At 67.5% G+C, this 18,637-nt stretch carries 15 protein-coding genes; 5 read left to right on the top strand and 10 right to left on the bottom strand.

Translation table 11 applies throughout. The features are described from left to right. A protein-coding gene (locus ABIS05_RS05500) for an IS5 family transposase (RefSeq protein ID WP_348009816.1) occupies positions 1-842 on the top strand; the annotation gives its coding sequence in 2 pieces (ribosomal slippage) (positions 1-390 and positions 389-842; 844 coding nt annotated over the 2 pieces). This gene is flagged as partial in the annotation. 34 nt (positions 843-876) lie between these two features. Here ABIS05_RS05500 and ABIS05_RS05495 read toward each other — a convergent pair. The 8 genes from ABIS05_RS05495 to ABIS05_RS05460 form a co-directional block, all read right to left on the bottom strand. Then, on the bottom strand, positions 877-3,849 hold the full coding sequence (locus ABIS05_RS05495; RefSeq protein ID WP_348009815.1) for a serine/threonine-protein kinase: 2,973 nt from the start codon (positions 3,847-3,849) through the stop codon (positions 877-879). After that, the gene (locus ABIS05_RS05490; RefSeq protein ID WP_348009814.1) at positions 3,842-4,441 is read right to left on the bottom strand and encodes an ECF-type sigma factor; all 600 of its coding nucleotides are present in this window, start codon (positions 4,439-4,441) and stop codon (positions 3,842-3,844) included. The genes ABIS05_RS05495 and ABIS05_RS05490 overlap by 8 nt, the downstream gene beginning before the upstream one ends. Before the next feature lie 469 nt (positions 4,442-4,910). After that, positions 4,911-5,852: a tyrosine-type recombinase/integrase gene (locus ABIS05_RS05485; protein WP_348009813.1), complete on the bottom strand. Its 942-nt coding sequence runs from the start codon at positions 5,850-5,852 to the stop codon at positions 4,911-4,913. Then, positions 5,849-6,733 carry a site-specific integrase gene (locus tag ABIS05_RS05480; RefSeq protein WP_348063219.1) on the bottom strand — a complete coding sequence of 295 codons (885 nt, stop codon included), beginning with the start codon at positions 6,731-6,733 and terminating at the stop codon, positions 5,849-5,851. Before ABIS05_RS05480 ends, ABIS05_RS05485 begins: the two co-directional genes overlap by 4 nt. Positions 6,734-6,957: 224 nt before the next feature. Next, positions 6,958-9,834: a TIM-barrel domain-containing protein gene (locus ABIS05_RS05475; protein ID WP_348009811.1), complete on the bottom strand. Its 2,877-nt coding sequence runs from the start codon at positions 9,832-9,834 to the stop codon at positions 6,958-6,960. 5 nt (positions 9,835-9,839) lie between these two features. After that, positions 9,840-10,850: a glycoside hydrolase family 3 C-terminal domain-containing protein gene (locus ABIS05_RS05470; protein ID WP_348009810.1), complete on the bottom strand. Its 1,011-nt coding sequence runs from the start codon at positions 10,848-10,850 to the stop codon at positions 9,840-9,842. A gap of 382 nt (positions 10,851-11,232) precedes the next feature. Further along, a complete protein-coding gene (locus tag ABIS05_RS05465) occupies positions 11,233-12,624 on the bottom strand; it encodes a sensor histidine kinase (RefSeq protein WP_348009809.1) in 1,392 nt (463 codons plus the stop codon). After that, entirely contained in the window at positions 12,621-13,286 is a 666-nt protein-coding gene (locus tag ABIS05_RS05460) for a response regulator transcription factor (protein ID WP_348009808.1), read from the bottom strand. The genes ABIS05_RS05465 and ABIS05_RS05460 overlap by 4 nt, the downstream gene beginning before the upstream one ends. A gap of 78 nt (positions 13,287-13,364) precedes the next feature. On the opposite strand from ABIS05_RS05460, the gene ABIS05_RS05455 reads away from it, so the two are divergent. The 4 genes from ABIS05_RS05455 to ABIS05_RS05440 all read left to right on the top strand — a co-directional run bounded on the left by ABIS05_RS05455 (position 13,365) and on the right by ABIS05_RS05440 (position 17,205). After that, complete coding sequence (locus ABIS05_RS05455; RefSeq protein WP_348009807.1) at positions 13,365-14,621, top strand: ABC transporter substrate-binding protein; 1,257 nt, start codon at positions 13,365-13,367, stop codon at positions 14,619-14,621. Continuing rightward, the gene (locus ABIS05_RS05450) at positions 14,618-15,679 is read left to right on the top strand and encodes an ABC transporter ATP-binding protein (protein ID WP_348009806.1); all 1,062 of its coding nucleotides are present in this window, start codon (positions 14,618-14,620) and stop codon (positions 15,677-15,679) included. The genes ABIS05_RS05455 and ABIS05_RS05450 overlap by 4 nt, the downstream gene beginning before the upstream one ends. 157 nt (positions 15,680-15,836) lie before the next feature. Then, positions 15,837-16,271 carry a hypothetical protein gene (locus ABIS05_RS05445; protein ID WP_348009805.1) on the top strand — a complete coding sequence of 145 codons (435 nt, stop codon included), beginning with the start codon at positions 15,837-15,839 and terminating at the stop codon, positions 16,269-16,271. Positions 16,272-16,476: 205 nt separating this feature from the next. Next, positions 16,477-17,205, top strand: a complete 729-nt coding sequence (locus ABIS05_RS05440; protein WP_348009804.1) for a PEP-CTERM sorting domain-containing protein — start codon at positions 16,477-16,479, stop codon at positions 17,203-17,205. Between the two features lie 118 nt (positions 17,206-17,323). On the opposite strand, the gene ABIS05_RS05435 is transcribed toward ABIS05_RS05440, so the two are convergent. After that, the gene (locus ABIS05_RS05435) at positions 17,324-18,220 is read right to left on the bottom strand and encodes a glycoside hydrolase family 16 protein (protein WP_348009803.1); all 897 of its coding nucleotides are present in this window, start codon (positions 18,218-18,220) and stop codon (positions 17,324-17,326) included. A 31-nt stretch (positions 18,221-18,251) separates the two neighbouring features. Continuing rightward, on the bottom strand, positions 18,252-18,637 hold a 386-nt coding region (locus tag ABIS05_RS05430), incomplete at its 5' end, for a family 1 glycosylhydrolase (RefSeq protein ID WP_348009802.1).

The following is an 18,637-nucleotide window of genomic DNA, read 5'->3' as shown; positions in this document are numbered from 1 at the left end:
GTGGGTGGTGACCGATGATTTCTGGCAACGCGTCGAACCACTGATCCCTGTACGTGAGCGCGTTGGCGGCAAAGAGTACCTGCGCAAGCCAGGGGCAGGACGGCCAGCCAAGCCGGCGCGACAAGTGTTCGAGGCAGTCGTGTACGTGCTGCGCACCGGTTGCCAGTGGAAGGCCCTTCCAAAGGAGCGCTTTGGCAGCGCCAGCGCCGTCCACAAGCGATTTCTCGAGTGGGAGAGTGCTGGTGTGTTCGAAGCCATGTGGAAGGCGGGGCTCGCCGAGTACGACCAGATGGAAGGAATCTCCTGGCGATGGCAAAGCATCGACGGGGCCATGTTCAAGGCGCCGCTGGCGCAAGAGTCCGTCGGCCGCAACCCGACGGACCGGGGAAAAAAATGGGAGCAAGCGTCATTTGCTGGTGGACGGGCGTGGCGTCCCGTTGTCGCTCGTCGTGACCGGGGCGAACCAACATGACGTCACGCAACTGGACGCCGTGCTGCAAGCCATCATGGTCAAACGCAAGACGCCGAGTGTTCGTCGCAGCAAGCATCTGTGCGCCGACGCCGGCTATCGAGGTCGTCGCGCCTTGGAGATCATCGAGTCGCACGGATACATCCCCCATGTCGTCAGTCGCGGCAAAGAAGCGGATACCAAGCGGCGCGACCCGACGAAGAAGGCGCGCCGCTGGGTAGTCGAGGTATGCCACAGCTGGTTCAATCGATTCCGCAAGCTGCTCGTGCGATACGAGAAACTCGATCGCAGCTTCCTCGCGCTCAACCACATCGCCGCAGCGATCATCGCGTTCCGCAAGGTGCCGCTGACAATAAACATTATTTACGGATAGGCTCTTATTCAGCGTCGCCTTACCGAAAATTGCTTCAGCCGCCGCCTGCCGAGGCCACGGTAGCGCTGGCCTTCGAGGCCTTCAGCGCGGCCTCGCATTCGGCCAGCGAGCGCTGCGCTTGCCGCGTCCAGGGGCTGCCCGGCGCGTCGATGCGTTCGCGTAGCGCCAGTGCGCTGGCCAGGCGCGGCCGGGCGGCTCGGGCATCGCCAGCCAGCATCGTCAGGCGGCCCAGCGTGTGGTCCAACGTGGCCTGCCGTTCGGCCTGGGTTGCGGCGTAGGCGGAAGGGTCACCCAGCGCGGCGAAGGCCTGCAGCGCCGCTTGCGCATCAGCGGGGCTGGGCTGCGAATGCGACAAGGCCGTCAGCAGCGCCAGCGCGCCGGTGAAGTCGCCCTTCGGGGCCTTCAGTGGCGCTTGCAGCAACGGCGCCAACAGTGCCCGGGCACTCTGGGCCTGGCCTGCGGCGACCAGCGCTTCGGCACGGCGCGCCTGCCATTCGCTGCGCTGGTTCCACAGGTTCGGGTGGTCGGCGGGCAGCCCTTGCAGACCGGTTTCGATTTCCTTCAGCACCCTTTCGGCCTGCGCCAGCGCGTGGTTCTCGATCAGGAGCCGGCTGTAGCCGAGGCCGACGAAGCGGATCAGGCGCATGCGCTCGGCGCTGCCGGGCAGCCAATGGGTCAACCAGGCTTCGTACAGGACCTTGGCCTCGGCCAGGCGACCCATGTCGAGCAGCAAATGCGCACGGTCGATGGTGAACCTGCCGCCGTAGTTGCGATGAAAGGGCCCGGCCACCGCGTCTGACAGTGAGATCGCCTGGGCATACATGGCGTCGGCTTCGCTGCGCTGGCCGAGCGCCGCCAGCACCTGGCCCAGGTAGAAGCGGGTACCCGCGACGCTCAGATGCTGGTTGCCGAGCACGGCGCTGTAAATGTCCAGCGCGGTCGCGAGATGCTGGCGTGCTTCATCAAAGCGCGCCATCTGGCGCAACACGTCGCCGTAGTTCTCTTCGCCGAAGGCGACGATGTAGCTGCGCTCGCCGAAGTTTTTGCGCGCCGCCGCAAGCCCCTCGAGGTACTGGGCCTCGGCGCCCTTGAAGTCGTTGCGCATCTCGAACGCGCGCGCCAGGTAGAACGCGGCCCGCGAACGGTTGTCGCTGGTCGAGCCGCTGCGCTGCAACAGGTCGAGCGCCTGCCGCAGATGCGCTTCCGACTCGTTGGCGAGCTTCATCTGGTCAAGCGTGTTGCCCAGCAGGATGTGCGTTTGCGCGACCGATTCGACCGGCGCCCGCCGCAGCCGGCCGAACGCTGCCAAGGCCTGCCGCCCCTGCGCGGTGGCCGCCTCGAACTGCCCGCTGCGCACCTGCACCTCGGCCTTCATCAGCATCGCTTGGGCATGGCGCACATCGCCTTCCCCGTAGAGTTCGGCGGCCAGCACCAGGGCTTCCTCCTGAAGCGGGCCTGCCAGATCCAGCAGGTCCATCTCCTCGCTGACCTTGCCTAGCATCTGCAGCAACTCCAGCCGCAGCGGCGTGTGCTCTCGGTACTCGGTGGCCAGGCGCTTGACGCCTGCTTCGAGCAACTCCTTCCCCGTCACTTCATAGGTCGGCCTCGCGCCTGAGCCCTGGCGCGCACTGTTCTCGAACAGTCCCGTCAGAAAGCTCATGGCCGCCACCGCGCGCTCGCCTTCGAGGCGTGCCTGGCGGGCCTGCCACAGGCTCATGCCGATGCCGACGGCGAGCGCCAGCGTCACCACGCTGCCGGCAGCCACGCCCACGCGGTGCCGGGCCACGAAGCGGCTGAACTGGTGCGCCGCACTTTCGGGCCGCGCCAGGATCGGCCTCTGCGTGAGATGACGTTCGACGTCTTCGGCAAAGGCCGCCACCGTCGCATAGCGCTGGGCCGGCGGCTTGCGCAGCGCCTTGGTGACGATCAGGTCCAGGTCGCCGGCCAGGCGCCGCGCGAGGCGCCGGGGTGTGCTGCCGTTCAACTGCACCAGCGGGTCGCTGCGGGCGAGGTCGCTGGGGCGCGGCGCCTCGTCATGCAGGATGGCCTGCTCGAGCGCCCCCGGCGACGTGGCATCGCGGCGGTAGAGCCGGCGGCCCAGCAGCAGCTCGAAGAGCAGCGCGCCCAGCGAATACACGTCGCTGGCGGTGCCGACCTCACCGCCAGCGAGTTGCTCGGGCGACGCGTATTCGAGCGTCATCGCGCGCCCGTTCCACAGGGTGTTCATCAAGGTGGGCGCGTCAGCCCCGCTGCCGTCGTCCGTGTCCGTCAAGGGCGGGATCAGCAGCTTGGCGACGCCAAAGTCCAGCAGCTTGACCTGCCCGCTGCGGTCCACCATCACATTGGCCGGCTTGATGTCGCGGTGGATCACACCCTGGCCGTGCGCATGCTGCACCGCCCGCAGCACCTGCAGGAACAGCTGCAGCCGGGCGGGCACGTCGAGCGCTTCATCACGGCAGTGGTCGTGGATGGCGCGGCCGTCGATGAACTCCATCGCCAGCCAGGGCTGGTCGCCGTCCTGCCCGACATCGAGCACACCGGCGATATTCGGATGCACCAGGCCTGACAAGACCCGGCACTCGCGCAGGAAGCCGGCCGCCATGCGCCGCTGGCGGCCCGGCGTGGCCAGCGGCAGTTTCAAGGCGACCTGGCGTTGATGCGCAGCGTCGGCGCGCTTGGCAAGCCAGACGTCGGCCATGCCCCCGTGGCCCAGCAGACGCAGCAGCACATAGGGGCCGATGAACTCGCCCGCGCTGAAGTCGTCGACCTGCAGCTCCGGCGGCTGGGCATGGCCTTCAAGGAAGGCTTCCGATTGCAGCGCCGGCCGTTCTTTCAGCATGCGCAGCAGCGTCGGCTTCAGCCGGCTGGCTTCGGGCGGCAGCGCTGCGAGCCACGCGGCATGCTGGTCGGCAGGCAGGTCGAGCGCCTGGCCCAGCAGGCGCAGCACCTCGGCCCATTCTTCGCGTTGCAGCTCGCCGGCAGAGGCGTCTCCGGCCGCGTCAGTCATGCAAAGGAGCGCCGCCGCCCATCGTCGCGAACATGAAGGAGCGCGCACGTTCCCAGTCACGCTCGACGGTGCGCAGCCCGACCCCCAGCGCCTCGGCGATCTCGGCGTTGGACAGGCCTCCGAAGTAGCGCATCTCGACCACCTCAGCCAGGCGGGCATCGATGCTGGCCAGGGTTTCGAGTGCCTCATGCACCCGCAGCACGTCGGGTTCGGTCTCAGGCTGGGCGAGCGAATCGCCGAGCGATTCCGTCAACGTCACATGCTCGGCAGCACCGCCCCGCCGCTGCGCCGCGCGCTCGCGTGCCGCGTCGATGACGATCGAGCGCATCACGCGTGCGGCGTACGACAGGAAGTGACCGCGGTCGCTGACCGCCAGTTGCTGCAATCGCGAGAAGCGCTCGAACGATTCATGCACCAGTGCGCCCGTGTCCAGCATCGTGATCGGAGCGCCGGCCTTCAAGCGCCGGCGCGCGATGCGCTGCAGGTCGTTGTAGAGCGTCTCGAACAGCTTGGGCAGGGCCTGTTCACTGCCGGAGCGGGCCTCGGCCAGCAAGGCCGTGACGTTGACGGTGGAACTGTCGTCTGTCGCCATGGGTTCGCGTGCGGTTAGGGGCCTTAGAGGAGGCCGCACCATATCGCAAAGCGCCCGGGCGATGTGCAAGGCCGATCCAACAAATCGGGCAGCCCTTGAACATCCACAACGCCACAGGCATCAGCAGTAGGCTAGGCACGCAGCTGGTGGCGACAGTGCCCAATGACAACTACAGCGCGGCGCCACCCAACGCTCCGCGCAGAAGGTGGTCGGCTCTGAGTGCCATTCCAGCGCTTGGGGCAGCAGACATTCCGGCGCGAGTTGACGGCGACAGCCGTGGGCAGCACAAGGCTGAACGACCGCAGCACTCTCGACATCGGTCATTGAAGCCGTCAGGGGGCTAGGCGCGCCGGTGACTGCTTCATGTCAGGCAGCGTGAACTCGGCGGCTGATCGTCGATGACGGCAACCGCTGCCTATGCGCAGATCGCAACTATGTCCATCTGATCGGCCAGCATCAGCGTCAGCGCCTATGTCGGCAGAGGATTGCGGCAGTCGAAGTCTGCGCATAGTTTTTGGTCTACAGGTCCTGCAGGAACCGCATGAGCGAGTCCGGGGCGCGATACCTGCGCAGCTTCGTGTTCGGTTCCTCGAGTCGGCCCAGCGCTTTCTCCTTCATGGCAAGGTCTGACCACGAAGGTGTGCCTCAGGTCGTGGATGCGCGGTGCATGATGGGCACCCCGGTTGGTCCAGCCTAGTTGGCGGCGTAGTTGGACGAAGACGCGATGGGCCTGCCGGTCGCCCAGCGGCTGACCCTCTCGGCGGCCGCGCGTGCCGATGAAGAAGGGAGCTTCATCCACCGCAGGACCACGTGCTAGGTCGCGCATCCAGCGATACCGGCGCAAGGCTTCCACGGTGCTTGGATGCATCGGCACCTGGCGTGACTTGCCGAACTTCGTCTGGTGGATGCTCAACATCCCGACCTTGAGATCGACGTCCAGGTTGCGCAGGGCCAGTGCTTCGCCGATCCGCAGGCCCGTGGCGGCGATCAGGCCGAACAGCGTCTCGAAGACCGCGCCGCGAAGTCCAGGTGCGGGCCCGAGCCGACGCGCCGCTGCCAGCAGATCAGTCACCTCTTGTTCGCTGTAGATGTGCGGCGCCTGCCGCTCGGGCAGTGATCCGAAGATCGTGTCATCGGGCACCTCGGTGCGCGGCTCGAACTGCCGCAGCCAGCGCGTGAAGTTGCGCAGCCGCTTGAGCCGTCGCGCCCAGGTGTGGGGGTCCGTGCCGCCATGGCTGCGCGCCCACTCGGCCATCACCTCGACCGTCAGCGGGCCTCGATGACCCGCCGTCCGGACGTGGCTCACGAAGCTGCGCAGGATGCAGACTTCATTGCGGCAGGAGAACCCCAGACGGCGACGTTCAGCAAGGTATAGCTCGCTGCGCGATTGGAGGCGGTCGTGCACGTTCATGTTGCGCTCCCTGGCCAGGGCAGTGCCACCTTGATGAGCGTGCGGCTGTCGAGCTTGGCGTAGATCATGGTCGTGTCCAGCGAACGGTGTCGCAGCACGTCCGCCACCTCCTTCAGCGATGACCCACCGGCCAGCAGCCGGTTGGCCATGGTGTGGCGCAGCAGGTGTGGCCGCGTGTACGGCAGCCCAGCCCGGCCGTAGGCCTGGCGGATGGTCTTGCGCACGAGATCGGGGCCAACAGGCGCGTCGCGGGGCGCCAGATTGCGCACGAACACGGCGCGGCTGGCGGTCTTGGGGCGCTCGTGCCTCAGATACGCGGCAATGGCCGCTCCGGTGGTGGTCGGCAGCGGCATGACATCCACTCGGCGGCCCTTGGTATGGCGCAAGGTGATGGTGCCGGTGCGCCAATCGATGTCGTCCAGGCTCAGCCGGGCGACCTCGCCGCTGCGAAGCCCGAGATCGAGGGCGCAGCGCACGATGGCGTCGGCGCGGCGCATCGCCGGGCCAGGCTGGCCCAGTGCCCCGATCAACTGCTCGACTTCCTCGGCGGTCAGCGTCTTGGGCAACGAGGACAGCGCCCAATTAGCTGGGTAAGCGATGGCGTTGACGAGTCCACCGTGTACCGCGTCGCCAAGCCAGACGCGATAGCGGAAGTAGCCACGCAAGGCCGAGACGACGGACCCCGCGCCGATCGGCTTGCTGTAGAGCTTGGCCTGCTGAGCGAAGAAGCGCCGAACATGTGCAGGCCGGAGGGTGGCGATGTCGATCGCACGGTCGCCGAAGCGCTCCGTCAGCAGCCGTCCGACGATGCGCAGCACGGTGCTGCGTGTCTTGAGTGCCAGGCCACGCGCATGGGCCATGTACTCGTCGTAGCGATGCAACTCCTCGTCCACCGGCCTGGTGCTGACCGGTGGCGGGGCAATGGCGCCCTGCCCGCCTGAACGCCGCGCCGAACCTCAAGGGACGCCGGCATCCCCAAATGAACTGCGCATAGTTACGACCTGCGCATAGGCAGCGGATGCAGTCACCCGTCGGCCGGGCAACCGCTCCCCTTTGAAAGTGAACGAGGCCGCCATCGCCGAGGTCCCACTCGCCGACGGTGCCCTTACAGCCCCTTGACGACGATACGGTCTCCGGAATAGGTCACGGGAACAGCGGGCGCATCGAAGTCGACGGTGCTGTCGCCGGGTTTGATGAAGCGGATGTTGAAGGTTCTCTTCGTCACCATGCCCGCATAGGCCCCGAAGCGCGGCCCGATGGTGACTTCGGCCCGTTTGTCGTCATAGGCAAAAGGGATGCGCGTGTACTGACCGGCCCGGTACGAATTCGAAACGCCGTCGTCTTCGTAGAGGCTGTAGCTGCCATCGGCGCCGGTATAGACATGGATGGTGAGTGGCGCGTCGGGCTTCTCGTCCACGTATTGCATGACAGGCCCCATGGGCACGATGGCGCCCGCTTTGACGTAAAGGGGTATCTGGTCCAGCGGTGCGGCCATGGTTCGCGTCTGCCCCCCCTTGACCGCCTCGCCCGTCCAGATGTCGTACCAGGTGGACGTGCCAGGGAAGTAGACCGCGCGGGACGTCGCGCCATACCGCGTCACCGGCGCCACCAGCATCGATTTGCCGAACAGGTACTGGTCGGCGATCTTCTTGGCCGCGGCGTCTGCCGGGAAGTCCAGCGCCAGGCCGCGCATGATCGGTGCGCCCTCGTAGTGGCTGTCTGCGGCGGCCGTGTAGATGTACGGCATCAGCCGGTAGCGCAGTTCCAGGAACCACACCATGTTGGCCCGCATGGCGGACCCCTCGGGCGAGATTTCGTGGATCTCGCGCTTCACGCCTTCGCCGTGGCTGCGCATCAAGGGTGAGAAGGTGCCGAACTGCCACCAGCGCTGATTCAGCTCCTGCCACTCCTTCAAGTCTTCGGCGGTACGCACGCCGCCTGCCGCGCGGTTCTCCTGGAGCCCCATGACCGACTTGTCCTGGAACCGGGCTTCCTGGGAATAGCCGCCGATGTCGTGCGTCCAGTTGGGCACGCCTGAGAACCCCGTCTGAACGCCTGCCGCGATCTGCTTGTACAGGCTGTCCCAGGTGCCGGCGACATCTCCCGACCACAGGGCCGCCGCGTTTCGTTGCACGCCCCCGAAGCCGGACCGGGTCAGAATGAAATGGCGGAGGTCCGGCCGATCGTGTTTCAAGCCATCGTGAACGGCCTGGGTGGCCATGGTGGCGTAGGCGTTGGTCACCAGCGCACCCGGCCCCATCTGCGTCGGCGTGATCAGTTCGGCGAGTTCTTCGGGGCTGGCGTTGGAGCGCACGTCGGGTTCGGTGTTGTCCATCCACCAGGCGTCGAAGCCGAGGTCGACCAGGGGCTTCTTCATCTGGCGGTAGAAGATGTCCCGCGCTTGCCTGTTGTAGGGCGAGAAGTGGCTGTTGAGATGGCCCGCCCCGACCCAATCCTTCATGCCGAGTTCGACATTGCGGCGCCACATATACCCCTTGGCGTCCAGCTCCTTGTAGTTGGCGGTGGTGGGATAGAACTTGCCCCAGATCGAAATCATGAGCCGCGCGTGCTGGCGATGCACTTCATCGACCATGCCCTTGGGATCGGGGAAGCGTGCCGCATCGAAGGCATGGCTGCCCCACTGGTCTTCCGGCCAGTAGAACCAGTCCTGCACGATGTTGTCGATGGGCCAACGGTTGGCGCGGTAGGTCTTAAGCACGCCGAGCAACTCAGCCTGCGTGCGGTAGCGCTGCCGGGACTGCCAGAAGCCGTAGGCCCATTTCGGCATCATCGGCGGGATGCCGGTGACGTGGTGATAGCCGCGAATGACGCCTTGAAGGGAGTCGGCGCTGATGAAGTAGTAGTTCAGGCCGGTGCCGGCTTCAGACGCGAAGCGCAACGAGTGCTTGTCGGCGGCCGGCTCGGGGTCGGAGTGGTGCAGCGAGATGAGGCCGCTCGTCGGCCGCCATTCGACATGCAGGCCGACCGGCTTGCCTTTACTGAACGGCTGCTCGAAATTGTTGTACCAGCCGTTCCAGTTCGCACGCCAGATGCCGTGGTCGAAGAGGGTCTTGCCGTCGACCTTCAGCGTCACGTAGTCCGAAGCGAACAGGCGCATCTTGTGCAGCCCCGGCTTGTCGGAGGCGGCCGTGCCCTCCCAGACAACTTTGACCTTCCTGCCGCGGGTGGCTGCCTTGCTCAGCGCGGCGTCGGCGGGCCAGTATTTGCTGACATCGCTGAGGAACTGATAACGGATATCAGGCTCCACGCGGGTCAGGATCAATTGCTCGTCGACGTAGTACTTCGCCGTCAGGCCGCTGGAGCCGTCCAGCGCGGTGAGCGTCAAGTCACGACTGGCCAGCCCGAAGCGCTGCGGATTGCCGAAGCGCGTGACGGCGTTGTTGTCCCAGAGCACGCCGTAGTTCCTGTCGGACAGGACGAACGGGATGCCGATGTCCATGTTGTGCTGGCGCAGCTCGACATCTTCACCGTTCAAGTCCATCTGCGCGTTCTGGTGCTGCCCCAGGCCGTAGAACGCCTCGGTCGTGCCCCGGTTGAACTGGGCGGAGGGGGCGACGTAGGGCTGGCCCTCGACCATGACCGGCTGGATGTCGGCTCGAGCCGTCGTCAGCACGGCGACACCCTGGGCGTCAAGGAAGGTGACCCGGCCGTCATTCAGAGACACCTGGGCCGACGCCTTGCCTGCATCGAGCGTCACGGCGTCGGCGCCGGCCGTCACGGTGAAGCGCCCGCTCGGCTTCGCGACGGCCATCAGCGACGCCATCTGCGGACGCGCCGGATCGTCAACGCCGACGACCTGGATGATCGACTCCGTGATGGCATGGAGGCGCAGCTCCTTCACGCTGCCCGTATCGGGTCTCACCACCACGCCCGTGGGCGTTTGCTGGTAGGTGCCAGCGAAGGAAGCCGTCGTTGCCAGCAATGTGGCGGCGAGCATGGAAAGCGAGAGGGGTGGGCTCATGTCGTTCAGGCTGCGGCGACCGTCAAGGTGGTGGCCTTCAGGTCGACGCTGTTGGGGCGGGCCATGATGGTGAAGCTGCCAGGCTCGACGACGCGCTTCATGTCCATGCCGTAGAACTGGAGTTCTGCTGGCGTGATCGTGAGGGTCACGGTCCGCTTTTCGCCGGGCACCAGCGTCACGCGGGCGAAGCCCTTGAGTTCCTTGACGGGCCGGGTCACGGAGGAAATGTCATCGCGGATGTAGAGCTGGACCACCTCGTCGCCCGCGCGCTTGCCGGTATTGGTCACGTCCACCGAGACCGTCACGTTGTCCGCCGGCGCGATGGTCGTCTTCGACAGGCGCCGCTCCGACAGCGCGAACTTGGTGTAGCTGAGGCCGAAACCGAAGGGGTAGAGCGGCGTGTTGTCGCTGCCAAGGTAGCCGCGGTTGGCCGTCGGCTTGGCGTTGTAGTAGACGGGCAACTGGCCCACGTTGCGCGGGATGCTGATCGGCAGCTTGCCGCCCGGGTTGGCGCGGCCGCACAGAATGTCGGCGGCTGCATGGCCAGTCTCCTGCCCGAGATACCAGCCTTCGATGATGGCGCTGGCCTTGGCCTGCAGCAGGTTGATCGACAGCGGCTTGCCGTTGAGCAAGAAGACGACCGTCGGCTTGTTCAACGCAAAGATGGCGGCTGCCAAGTCGTTTTGCTGGCCGATGAGCTCCAGCGAGTCCCGGTCGCTCGGGCGGCCCAGCATGCCCAAGCGGTGCGGCAGGGCCTGCGCGGCCCGTGCCGCGTCGAAGTCGCCGCGCTCGTTCTGCACGCGGTTCTTGCCGATCCAGATGCACATGGTCTGGGCCACCTTCTCCCGCAGCGTCATGCGGGAGAGCAGGTCCTTGACGCGCACCGCCACGCCTGCGAACGCCTGCTCGTAGAGCGGCTGATCGAGCTTGGCTGCCGCCGCATGGTCTGCCGTGGCAAGCGCGACGGCGCCGACGCCTTGGACAAAGTTGCGACGCGGCACACCGGCAGTACTCATGGATCTCCTTCGTAGGCTGTTCAGTCTGGGCGCACACCCTAACGCAGGGCGGCACATCGCGGCAGGTTCTGGCGAGAAAGAGGCTCACCCGCGCGCGGCCGAGTATTGCAACCCGCCAGTCGGCGCGCGATGCCTAAGCACGCTTGCTGCCCCAGTGTCACGTCCACGTCTTGGACGGCTGCGCCGCCCGCAAAACGCGAACGTTTAATGTCAGCTTTACGGCCGCTCAACGGGCCGAGTGCGAACTCCGATTCGACCGTTACCGCCGACAGCAGCCATTGGGTTGCGAAATCTGGGTGACAGCAACCCGCCGAAGCCGTCACACGTCCACCTCCGTGCCGCCGACTCCATCGGCTGCGCACACCCGCTGCGGCGACCCCGCTCATGCGGCGGGCAGCGTCAGCCGCGCAATGCAGCCCTGCGGCGCGGCCGGCAGCAGCTCGGCGCTGCCGCCGTGGCGCTCGGCGATCTCGCGGACGATGGCCAGGCCCAGGCCGCAGCCTTCACCATGTGGCGCACCGCGAACGAAGCGCTCGAAGGCGCGGCCGCGCAGCTCAGGCGGCAGACCGGGGCCGTTGTCCTCCACGTCGATCCAGACGTCGTCGCCCGCGCGGCGCAGCTTCACGGTGATGGCCGCGCCGGTGCCGGCGTAGCGCACGGCGTTGTCGATGAGGTTGACGACGGCTTCGCGCAGCAAGACCTCCACGCCCTGCACGCTCAGGCCCTCGTGAACGACCTCGGCGCCCAGGTCGCAGCCGGCGGCCAGCGCGCGTGGCACCCAGTCGACGGCCACCTCGCGCACGAGGCGGGCGCAGTCCACCGGCGCCCAGCCCTGCGCCGCCACGGCCTCGGGCTCGGCACGGGCCAGCGTCAGCAGCTGCGACACGAGGCGGGCGCTGCGCACGGCGCTCTCATGCACGCGCTCCAGGCGTTGGCGCAGGGCGGGGTCGGTGGTTGCCCCCAGCGCGAGTTCGGTCTGGCTCTTGAGGCCGGCCAACGGCGTGCGCAGCTGGTGGGCCGCGTCGCTGATGAAGCGGCGCTGCGTGTCCAGGCTCTGCTGCACCTGGCCCATCAGCTCATTGACGGCGCCGGCCAGCGCGCGCACCTCAGGCGGCGCGGCCTGCAGCTGGATGGGGTCCAGCGCATCGGCGCGCCGGCCTTCCATCTGCTGCTGCAACTCGGCCAGCGGCTTGAGGCCTTTGCGGATGCCGGCCCACACGCCCATGCTCATCAGCGCGATCAGCAGCGACAGCGGCAGCGCCGTGTCCAGCAGCATGCGGCGCGCCAGCAGCTCGCGCGGCGCGCTGCTGCGGGCGATCTGCACGCGCAGGGCCGAGTCCGGCGCACCGGCGGCGCCCAGCTGCAGGTCCAGCGACACGACGCGCATCGGCTCGGGCACGGTGGCGTCGAAGAACACCGGCTCGCCGATCCCACCAACCTTGGGCGGCGGCGGCATGCGCGCATCGCCCAACAGCAGTTGGCCCGGCGGCGAGCTGACCATGTAGATGACACGCTCGTCGGGGTCGGCAGGGTTGACGCTGAGGATGTCCTGCGCCGAGCTCGGTAGGTCGACGAACAAGCCGCTGGCAGTGGGCTTGATCTGGCGGGCCAGCGCGCGGGCGGCCTGCAGCAGGCTGGCATCCACCAGCTCGTTGGCATGCCGGCTGGCCAGGCGGTAGGCGCCGAAAGCCGCCACGCCCCACAGCACGATCTGCGGCAGCAGCAGCCACAGCAGCAGTTGCCGGTGCAGCGAGCGGCCGGCAGGCGCGGTCACGACGCGGTGGCTTCGAGCAGATAACCCAGGCCGCGCACGGTGCGCACCGCCACGCCCGAGCCTTCGAGCTTCTTGCGCAGGCGGTGGATGTAGACCTCCAGCGAGCCGCCGCCCGAGCTGTCGTCACTGCCCCAGGCCTCGGCAATCTGCGCCTTGGTGACGACGCGGTCGCGCTCGGTGAGCAGCAGGTCCAGCAGCGTCCACTCGCGCGGGCTGAGGTCCACCGGCTCGCCGGCGATGCTGGCGCGGCGGGCGGCGCGGTCCAGCGTCAGGCCGCGCAGCTGCTGGGCCGCGCTGCTCGGCCGGCCACGGCGCAGCAGCGCGTGCAGGCGCGCCTCCAACTCGGGGAAGTCGAAGGGCTTGGTCAGGTAGTCGTCGGCGCCGGCCTGCAGCCCGGCCACACGGTGCTCCAGCGCGTCCAGCGCCGTCAGCACGAGGATGGGCAGCGTGCGGCCGGCCGCGCGCACACGCTTGAGCACCGTGAGGCCGTCCACCAGTGGCAGGCCCAGGTCGAGGATGGCAATGTCGAAGCGGTCCTTCAGCAGCAGGTACTCGGCCACGGCGCCGTTCTCAGCCCACTCGACCTTGAACGAGGCGTTAAGCAATTGCTGCTGCAGGGCGTCGGCCAGCAGGGGGTCGTCTTCGGCGAGCAGCAGGTTCATGGGACGCTGACTGTAGCGGGACGGTCGCTTATGGTTAATACGATATTAAGTTTCTTAATAGTCGGTAATCATGGCGGGATGCTCCGCGCCTGCGTCTTCGCTACGGCTCTGCTGCCCGCTGTCGCCCAGGCCGGACCGCAGGCGGACGTTGTGCATTGGTGGACATCCCCCGGCGAGACGGCGGCCATGCACGCGCTGGCCGACGCCTACCGCGCCGCCGGTGGCCAGTGGCGCGACCTGGCCGTGGTCGCCTCCGAGCAGGCCCGCGCGATCGTGTTGGCGCGCATCGAGGCCGGCAACCCGCCGATGGCGGCGCAGTTCAATCCCTCGCAGCCGTTTCGGCAGTTGGCCCGCCAGGGCCGATTCAACGCGCTGGACGACATCGCCGCGCAAGGCCGCTGGGCCGAAACACTGCCGGCCGTGCTGCTGGACGCGGTGCGCGTAGACGGCCACATCTACGCCGTGCCCATCAGCATCCACATGCCGGCCTGGCTGTGGAGCTCCAAGGCCGCGCTGGCCAAGGCCGGCTTGAAGCAGGAGCCGCGCAGCATGGACGAACTGTTCGCCGCGCTCGACAAGCTGCAGGCCGCCGGCCTGATCCCGCTGGCCCACGGTGGCCAGCCCTGGCAGGACCTGAACCTCTTCTCCGCCGTGCTGGCCAACCAGGGCGGGCGCGCGCTCTACCTCGCCGTGTTCCGCGACGGAGATGCGGCGGCGCTGCAGGGCGAGGCGCTGCGCGAGGTACTCGTCACGTACAAGAAGTTGCGCCGTTATGCCGACGCCGCCTCGCCCGGCCGCAACTGGAACGACACGACCGCCCTGCTCATCAGCGGCCGCGCCGGTTTCAGCTTCATGGGCGACTGGGCCAAGGGCGAGTTTGCCCAGGCCGGCCAGCAGCCCGGCCGCGACTACGGCTGCACGCCGGGCCTGAGCCCGCGCTCGCCCTACATCGTCGATGGCGACGTGCTGGTGTTCCCCAAGAGCAACGACAAAGACAAGGACGGCACCGCGTTGCCAGCCCAGCGCCTGCTCGCGCGCGTGGCCATCGCGCCGGCCACTCAGCTCGCCTTCAGCGCCCGCAAGGGCTCGGTGCCTGTGCGCACCGACATCGACACCCGCACGCTGGACGCCTGCGCGCAGATCGGCGCCGCCGCCTTGCGCGACGCCGGCCGGCTGGTGGGCAACACCGAGATGCTGCTCGCGCCCGAACAACTGACGGCGCTCGAACGCGCGGTTAGCGATTACTGGAACCGGGACATCCCCGTCCAGACGGCTCAGCAGACGCTCGCCAGGATTTTGCAGAACAACGACAGCCCCGACAGGAGACAGCCTTGACCCGCGTTCATATCCAGGACCTCAGCATCCGCTTCGGCAGCCACGACGTCATCAAGAGCCTCGACCTCGACGTCAACAGCGGCGAGTTCCTCGTGCTGCTCGGCCCCTCGGGCTGCGGCAAGTCCACGCTGCTGCACACCATCGCCGGGCTGAACCCGGTCAGCGGCGGCAGCATCCAGATCGGCGAGCAGGACATGACGGCCGCCGAGCCCAGCCAGCGCGGCGTGGGCATGGTGTTCCAGAGCTACGCGCTGTACCCGACGATGACGGTGAAGGAGAACCTCGCCTTCCCGCTGAAGATGGCCAAGACGCCCAAGGCCGAGCTGGAAAAGCGCGTGGCCGCCGCGGCCGACATGCTGCAGCTGACCGCGCTGCTGGAGCGCCGCCCCGGCCAGCTCTCCGGCGGCCAGCGCCAGCGCGTCGCCATCGGCCGCGCCGTGGTGCGCGAGGCCAAGGTGCTGCTGCTGGACGAGCCGCTTTCCAACCTCGATGCCAAGCTGCGCACCGACCTGCGCCGCGAGCTCAAGCTGCTGCACGCGCGCCTGGGCAACACCATGATCTACGTGACGCACGACCAGGTCGAGGCGATGACGCTGGCCACGCGCATCGTCGTCATGCACCAGGGCGTCATCCAGCAGATCGGCACGCCGGCCGAGGTGTACGAGAAGCCGCGCAACCTGCTGGTGGCGGGCTTCGTGGGGTCGCCGGCCATCAACCGCGTGGAAGGCCAGGTGGGCGCAGGCGGCCTGTTCGTCGCCCCCGGCATCAGCTTGGCCCTGCCCGCCGCGCTGGCCTCACGCAAGCAAGGAGAGGTGCTGACGCTGGCTGTGCGGCCTGAGAACGTGCGCCTGGAGGCCGGCCAGCCCTTCGCGGCTGAGATCCAGCTCGTCGAACCGTTAGGCAACCAGCATGTGGTGTGGATGAACTGCGCCGGCACGACCGTCTCGGCCGTGCTGCCGGGGCAACCCATGGTGGAGGACGGCGCCAAGGTCGCCTTCGGCTTCGATGCGGCAAAGACGATGTGGTTCGATGCGGCGGGGGAGCGGATCGACGTCTGACAGCGTGAGAGGAGAACAGCTGGAATGCGTCTTGCGTGTCGCAGCGCCCCGCATCCACTGTCTCTCTTCATGCAGGATTTCGCCCCGCTGCCGCATTTGCTGGTGGCGCTGAGCTTGACGATTCCCCTGTTGAGCGGCGCAGGCGCCGACGCCGGCGATGACCGACGCCGAGCGCGCCAGGCGCGACGCGGACAAGGTCTTCAGCTTCATCAAGTTTCAGACGGTGAAGATCAAGCCGGCAGCGGAGCCAGTCGACATGCTACGCAAGCCAGCGCCGCCCAACCCGCAGCGGCCAGCCAGTACGCCACTCCATGCCGAAGCGGCTGCGGCTGCGTCAGCTACAACGACAGGGGTGGCAACGCCGACGGCCGAGGCGACCGCTGCAGGGCCCGCTCAGACCGTGGCAGGCGCCGTCGCCAGCTTCGGCAAGCCCGCCGGCGACGGGCGCTCCGCAGCGCTTGCTACTGAGGCCGAAGCTGAACCCGAGACAACCAACAACGACGAGGTCGCGCTGCAGATCCTGCAGTGGCAGTTCGCACCGTTGCCGCACTCCCGCTTGGTCGACGTCGAGGTCGCTTTCAGGCGCGATTGACCTCTGCGAAGACGCTGTCGTTCGATCCGGCGGGGAGCGGATCCAGGTATGGCGGTGGCCTACCCCCCGAAGTCGACGGATTTAACAGCGGCTGCCAGCCCGCGCGGGCAAGTCATTGATATTGCTGCATTCGGGGCGCTGGGCACAATGCTTGCGTTGCAGGTTCACCGGGGCTTCACGTCGAAGCGCCGGAGGAGACATCGACATGAACAAGATCAAGCAATGGGGTTCCGCCTGCGCCGTGGCTGCCGGCCTGCTGACAGCGGGGGCCGCCCATGCCGACGTTGTCAGCGTCAGCATGACGGTCGACAACTCCTACGCGTTTTTTACGGGCAACCTGACCAGCGCCACGACCTTCGTCGGTACTGACGCCAACTGGCCATCGGTTGAAAGCTACAACTTCAACCTGGCCAGCAACGCCTATCTGTACGTGGTGACGGCATCGGACAAATCGACGGCACAGGGCTTCCTCGGCCAGTTCGAGAACATCACCAACAAATACAAGTTCTACAGCAACGACCCGCAGTGGCAAGTCATGTCAACGGGCCTGGGCAGCGCTGCCCCGTATGACGGCACGTCGACCTCGCTGGCCCTGCTGTCTGCCGAGATCCAGGACGCCAACGGTGGCGGCAATCCCTCCCTGGGCTGGCAGAACTTCACAGCTGGCGGCTCCAACGGCGCAGGCCCCTGGGGCACGATGAGCGGCATCGACGCGGCCGCCCGCTGGGTCTGGTACGGCGCCGGCAACTGCAGCGTGACCGACCCCACCATCGGCGGTTGCGATGCTGGCGAGTGGCTGGTGTTCCGCATCGCCGTGGCCGCCACGCCGGACGATCCGACAGGCACGGGCCAGTTGCCCGAGCCGGCTTCGCTGGCGCTGGTCGGCCTGGGCTTGCTGGCTGCCTGCGCGGCCGCCCGCCGCCGGCGCAGCTGAGCAGCCAAAGCGTCCAGACAAGCAAAAGGGGGCCTCGGCCCCCTTTTCCATTTCACGGCCAAACCGTCGGCTGTCAATGCGTCGCAGCGCCTAACCGCACAGCAGGCCGGCTCCTGGCTCAGTTCTCCTTGTAGATCCGCACCCAGTCGACCAACATCCGCGCCGGCAGCACTGTCGTCGCGTCCGGCGCGCCGGGCCAGTCGCCGCCGATGGCCAGATTCAGGATGACGAAGAAGGGCTTCTCGAAGACCCAGGGCGAGCCGGCCGGCAGCGAGGCAGGCGTGAGCCGGTGGTACTCGGTGCCGTCGACATACCAGATGATCTCGTTGACGCGTTTGACGATGGTGTAGGTGTGGAAGTCGTCCGCCACCGGCCCGCCGAAGTCGCGCGGCTTGCCGATGCCCTGGGCGCCGGAGTAGCCGGTGCCGTGGGCCGTGCCGTAGGTGGCGTTCGGCGTCTTGCCGATGAACTCCATGATGTCGATCTCGCCCGACGCCGGCCATTGGCCCGTCTGGCCCAGGCTCCAGAAGGCCGGCCAGATGCCCTGGCCCGAGGGCAGCTTCATGCGCGCTTCGACCTTGCCGTAGGTGAAGTTGACCTTGTTGCTGGTGTGGATGCGGGCCGAGGTGTAGCCGCACGGCGCGCCGTTCCAGCAGGGGCCGGGGTTGGCGGCTTTCTCGGCGGTGATGACGAGCATGCCGGCGCCGTCCAGCTGCGCGTTGCGCGCGTTGGCGGTGTAGTACTGGTGCTCATGGTTGCCCCAGCCGCTGTTCTCGGCGTTGCCAAGGTCGTAGTTCCAATGAGCCGCGTTCGGCACCGTGCCGGCACTGCCGTCGAACTCGTCGCTCCAGACGAGCGCCCATTTGTTGGAAGGCGCCGGCGCCGACGCGGCAACCGCCGCGGGTGCCGGTGCGGGCGCCGACGTGGCCGAACCGCCACCGCAGGCGGTCAGCGCGGCAGCGAAGGCGGGCAGGAAGCCGCGCCAAGGGCGGGGCGCTGGGGTCATGTCTTGCATGGGTTTGTCTCCGGGTGTTTTGGTTGTGAGGTCAGCCGCGCCAGTCGCGCAGGAAGCCACGGTACCAATCGGCGCTGGCCTTGGGCGTGCGAGCCTGGGTGTCGTAGTCAACATGGACGATGCCGAAGCGCTTCAGGTAGCCGCTGGCCCATTCGAAGTTGTCCATCAGGCTCCAGACCATGTAGCCGGCCATGGGCACGCCCTGCTGCATGGCGCTGGCCACGGCGGCGATGTGGTCACGCAGATAGGCGGTGCGGTCGTCGTCCTGCACACGGCCGTTGACGAGGGTCTGGTCCTTGAAGGCGCCGCCGTTCTCGGTCACGTAGACGGGCGGCAGGCCGGGATAGTCGCGGTGCAGCAGCACGAGCAGGTCGGCCAGCCCCTGGGGGTAGATCTCCCAGTCCATGTCGGAGACCG

Source organism: Roseateles sp. (assembly GCF_039929605.1).
Lineage (GTDB): Bacteria > Pseudomonadota > Gammaproteobacteria > Burkholderiales > Burkholderiaceae_C > Pelomonas.
This window is presented reverse-complemented; position numbering and strand designations above follow the sequence as displayed.

Excerpts from the sequence above, each read along its gene's own strand:
- ABIS05_RS05495 (WP_348009815.1), bottom strand. The coding sequence starts at position 3,849 with ATGACTGACGCGGCCGGAGACGCCTCTGCCGGCGAGCTGCAACGCGAA.
- ABIS05_RS05490 (WP_348009814.1), bottom strand. The coding sequence starts at position 4,441 with ATGGCGACAGACGACAGTTCCACCGTCAACGTCACGGCCTTGCTGGCC.
- ABIS05_RS05485 (WP_348009813.1), bottom strand. The coding sequence starts at position 5,852 with ATGAACGTGCACGACCGCCTCCAATCGCGCAGCGAGCTATACCTTGCT.
- ABIS05_RS05475 (WP_348009811.1), bottom strand. The coding sequence starts at position 9,834 with ATGAGCCCACCCCTCTCGCTTTCCATGCTCGCCGCCACATTGCTGGCA.
- ABIS05_RS05470 (WP_348009810.1), bottom strand. The coding sequence starts at position 10,850 with ATGAGTACTGCCGGTGTGCCGCGTCGCAACTTTGTCCAAGGCGTCGGC.
- ABIS05_RS05460 (WP_348009808.1), bottom strand. The coding sequence starts at position 13,286 with ATGAACCTGCTGCTCGCCGAAGACGACCCCCTGCTGGCCGACGCCCTG.
- ABIS05_RS05455 (WP_348009807.1), top strand. The coding sequence starts at position 13,365 with ATGCTCCGCGCCTGCGTCTTCGCTACGGCTCTGCTGCCCGCTGTCGCC.
- ABIS05_RS05445 (WP_348009805.1), top strand. The coding sequence starts at position 15,837 with ATGACCGACGCCGAGCGCGCCAGGCGCGACGCGGACAAGGTCTTCAGC.
- ABIS05_RS05440 (WP_348009804.1), top strand. The coding sequence starts at position 16,477 with ATGAACAAGATCAAGCAATGGGGTTCCGCCTGCGCCGTGGCTGCCGGC.
- ABIS05_RS05435 (WP_348009803.1), bottom strand. The coding sequence starts at position 18,220 with ATGCAAGACATGACCCCAGCGCCCCGCCCTTGGCGCGGCTTCCTGCCC.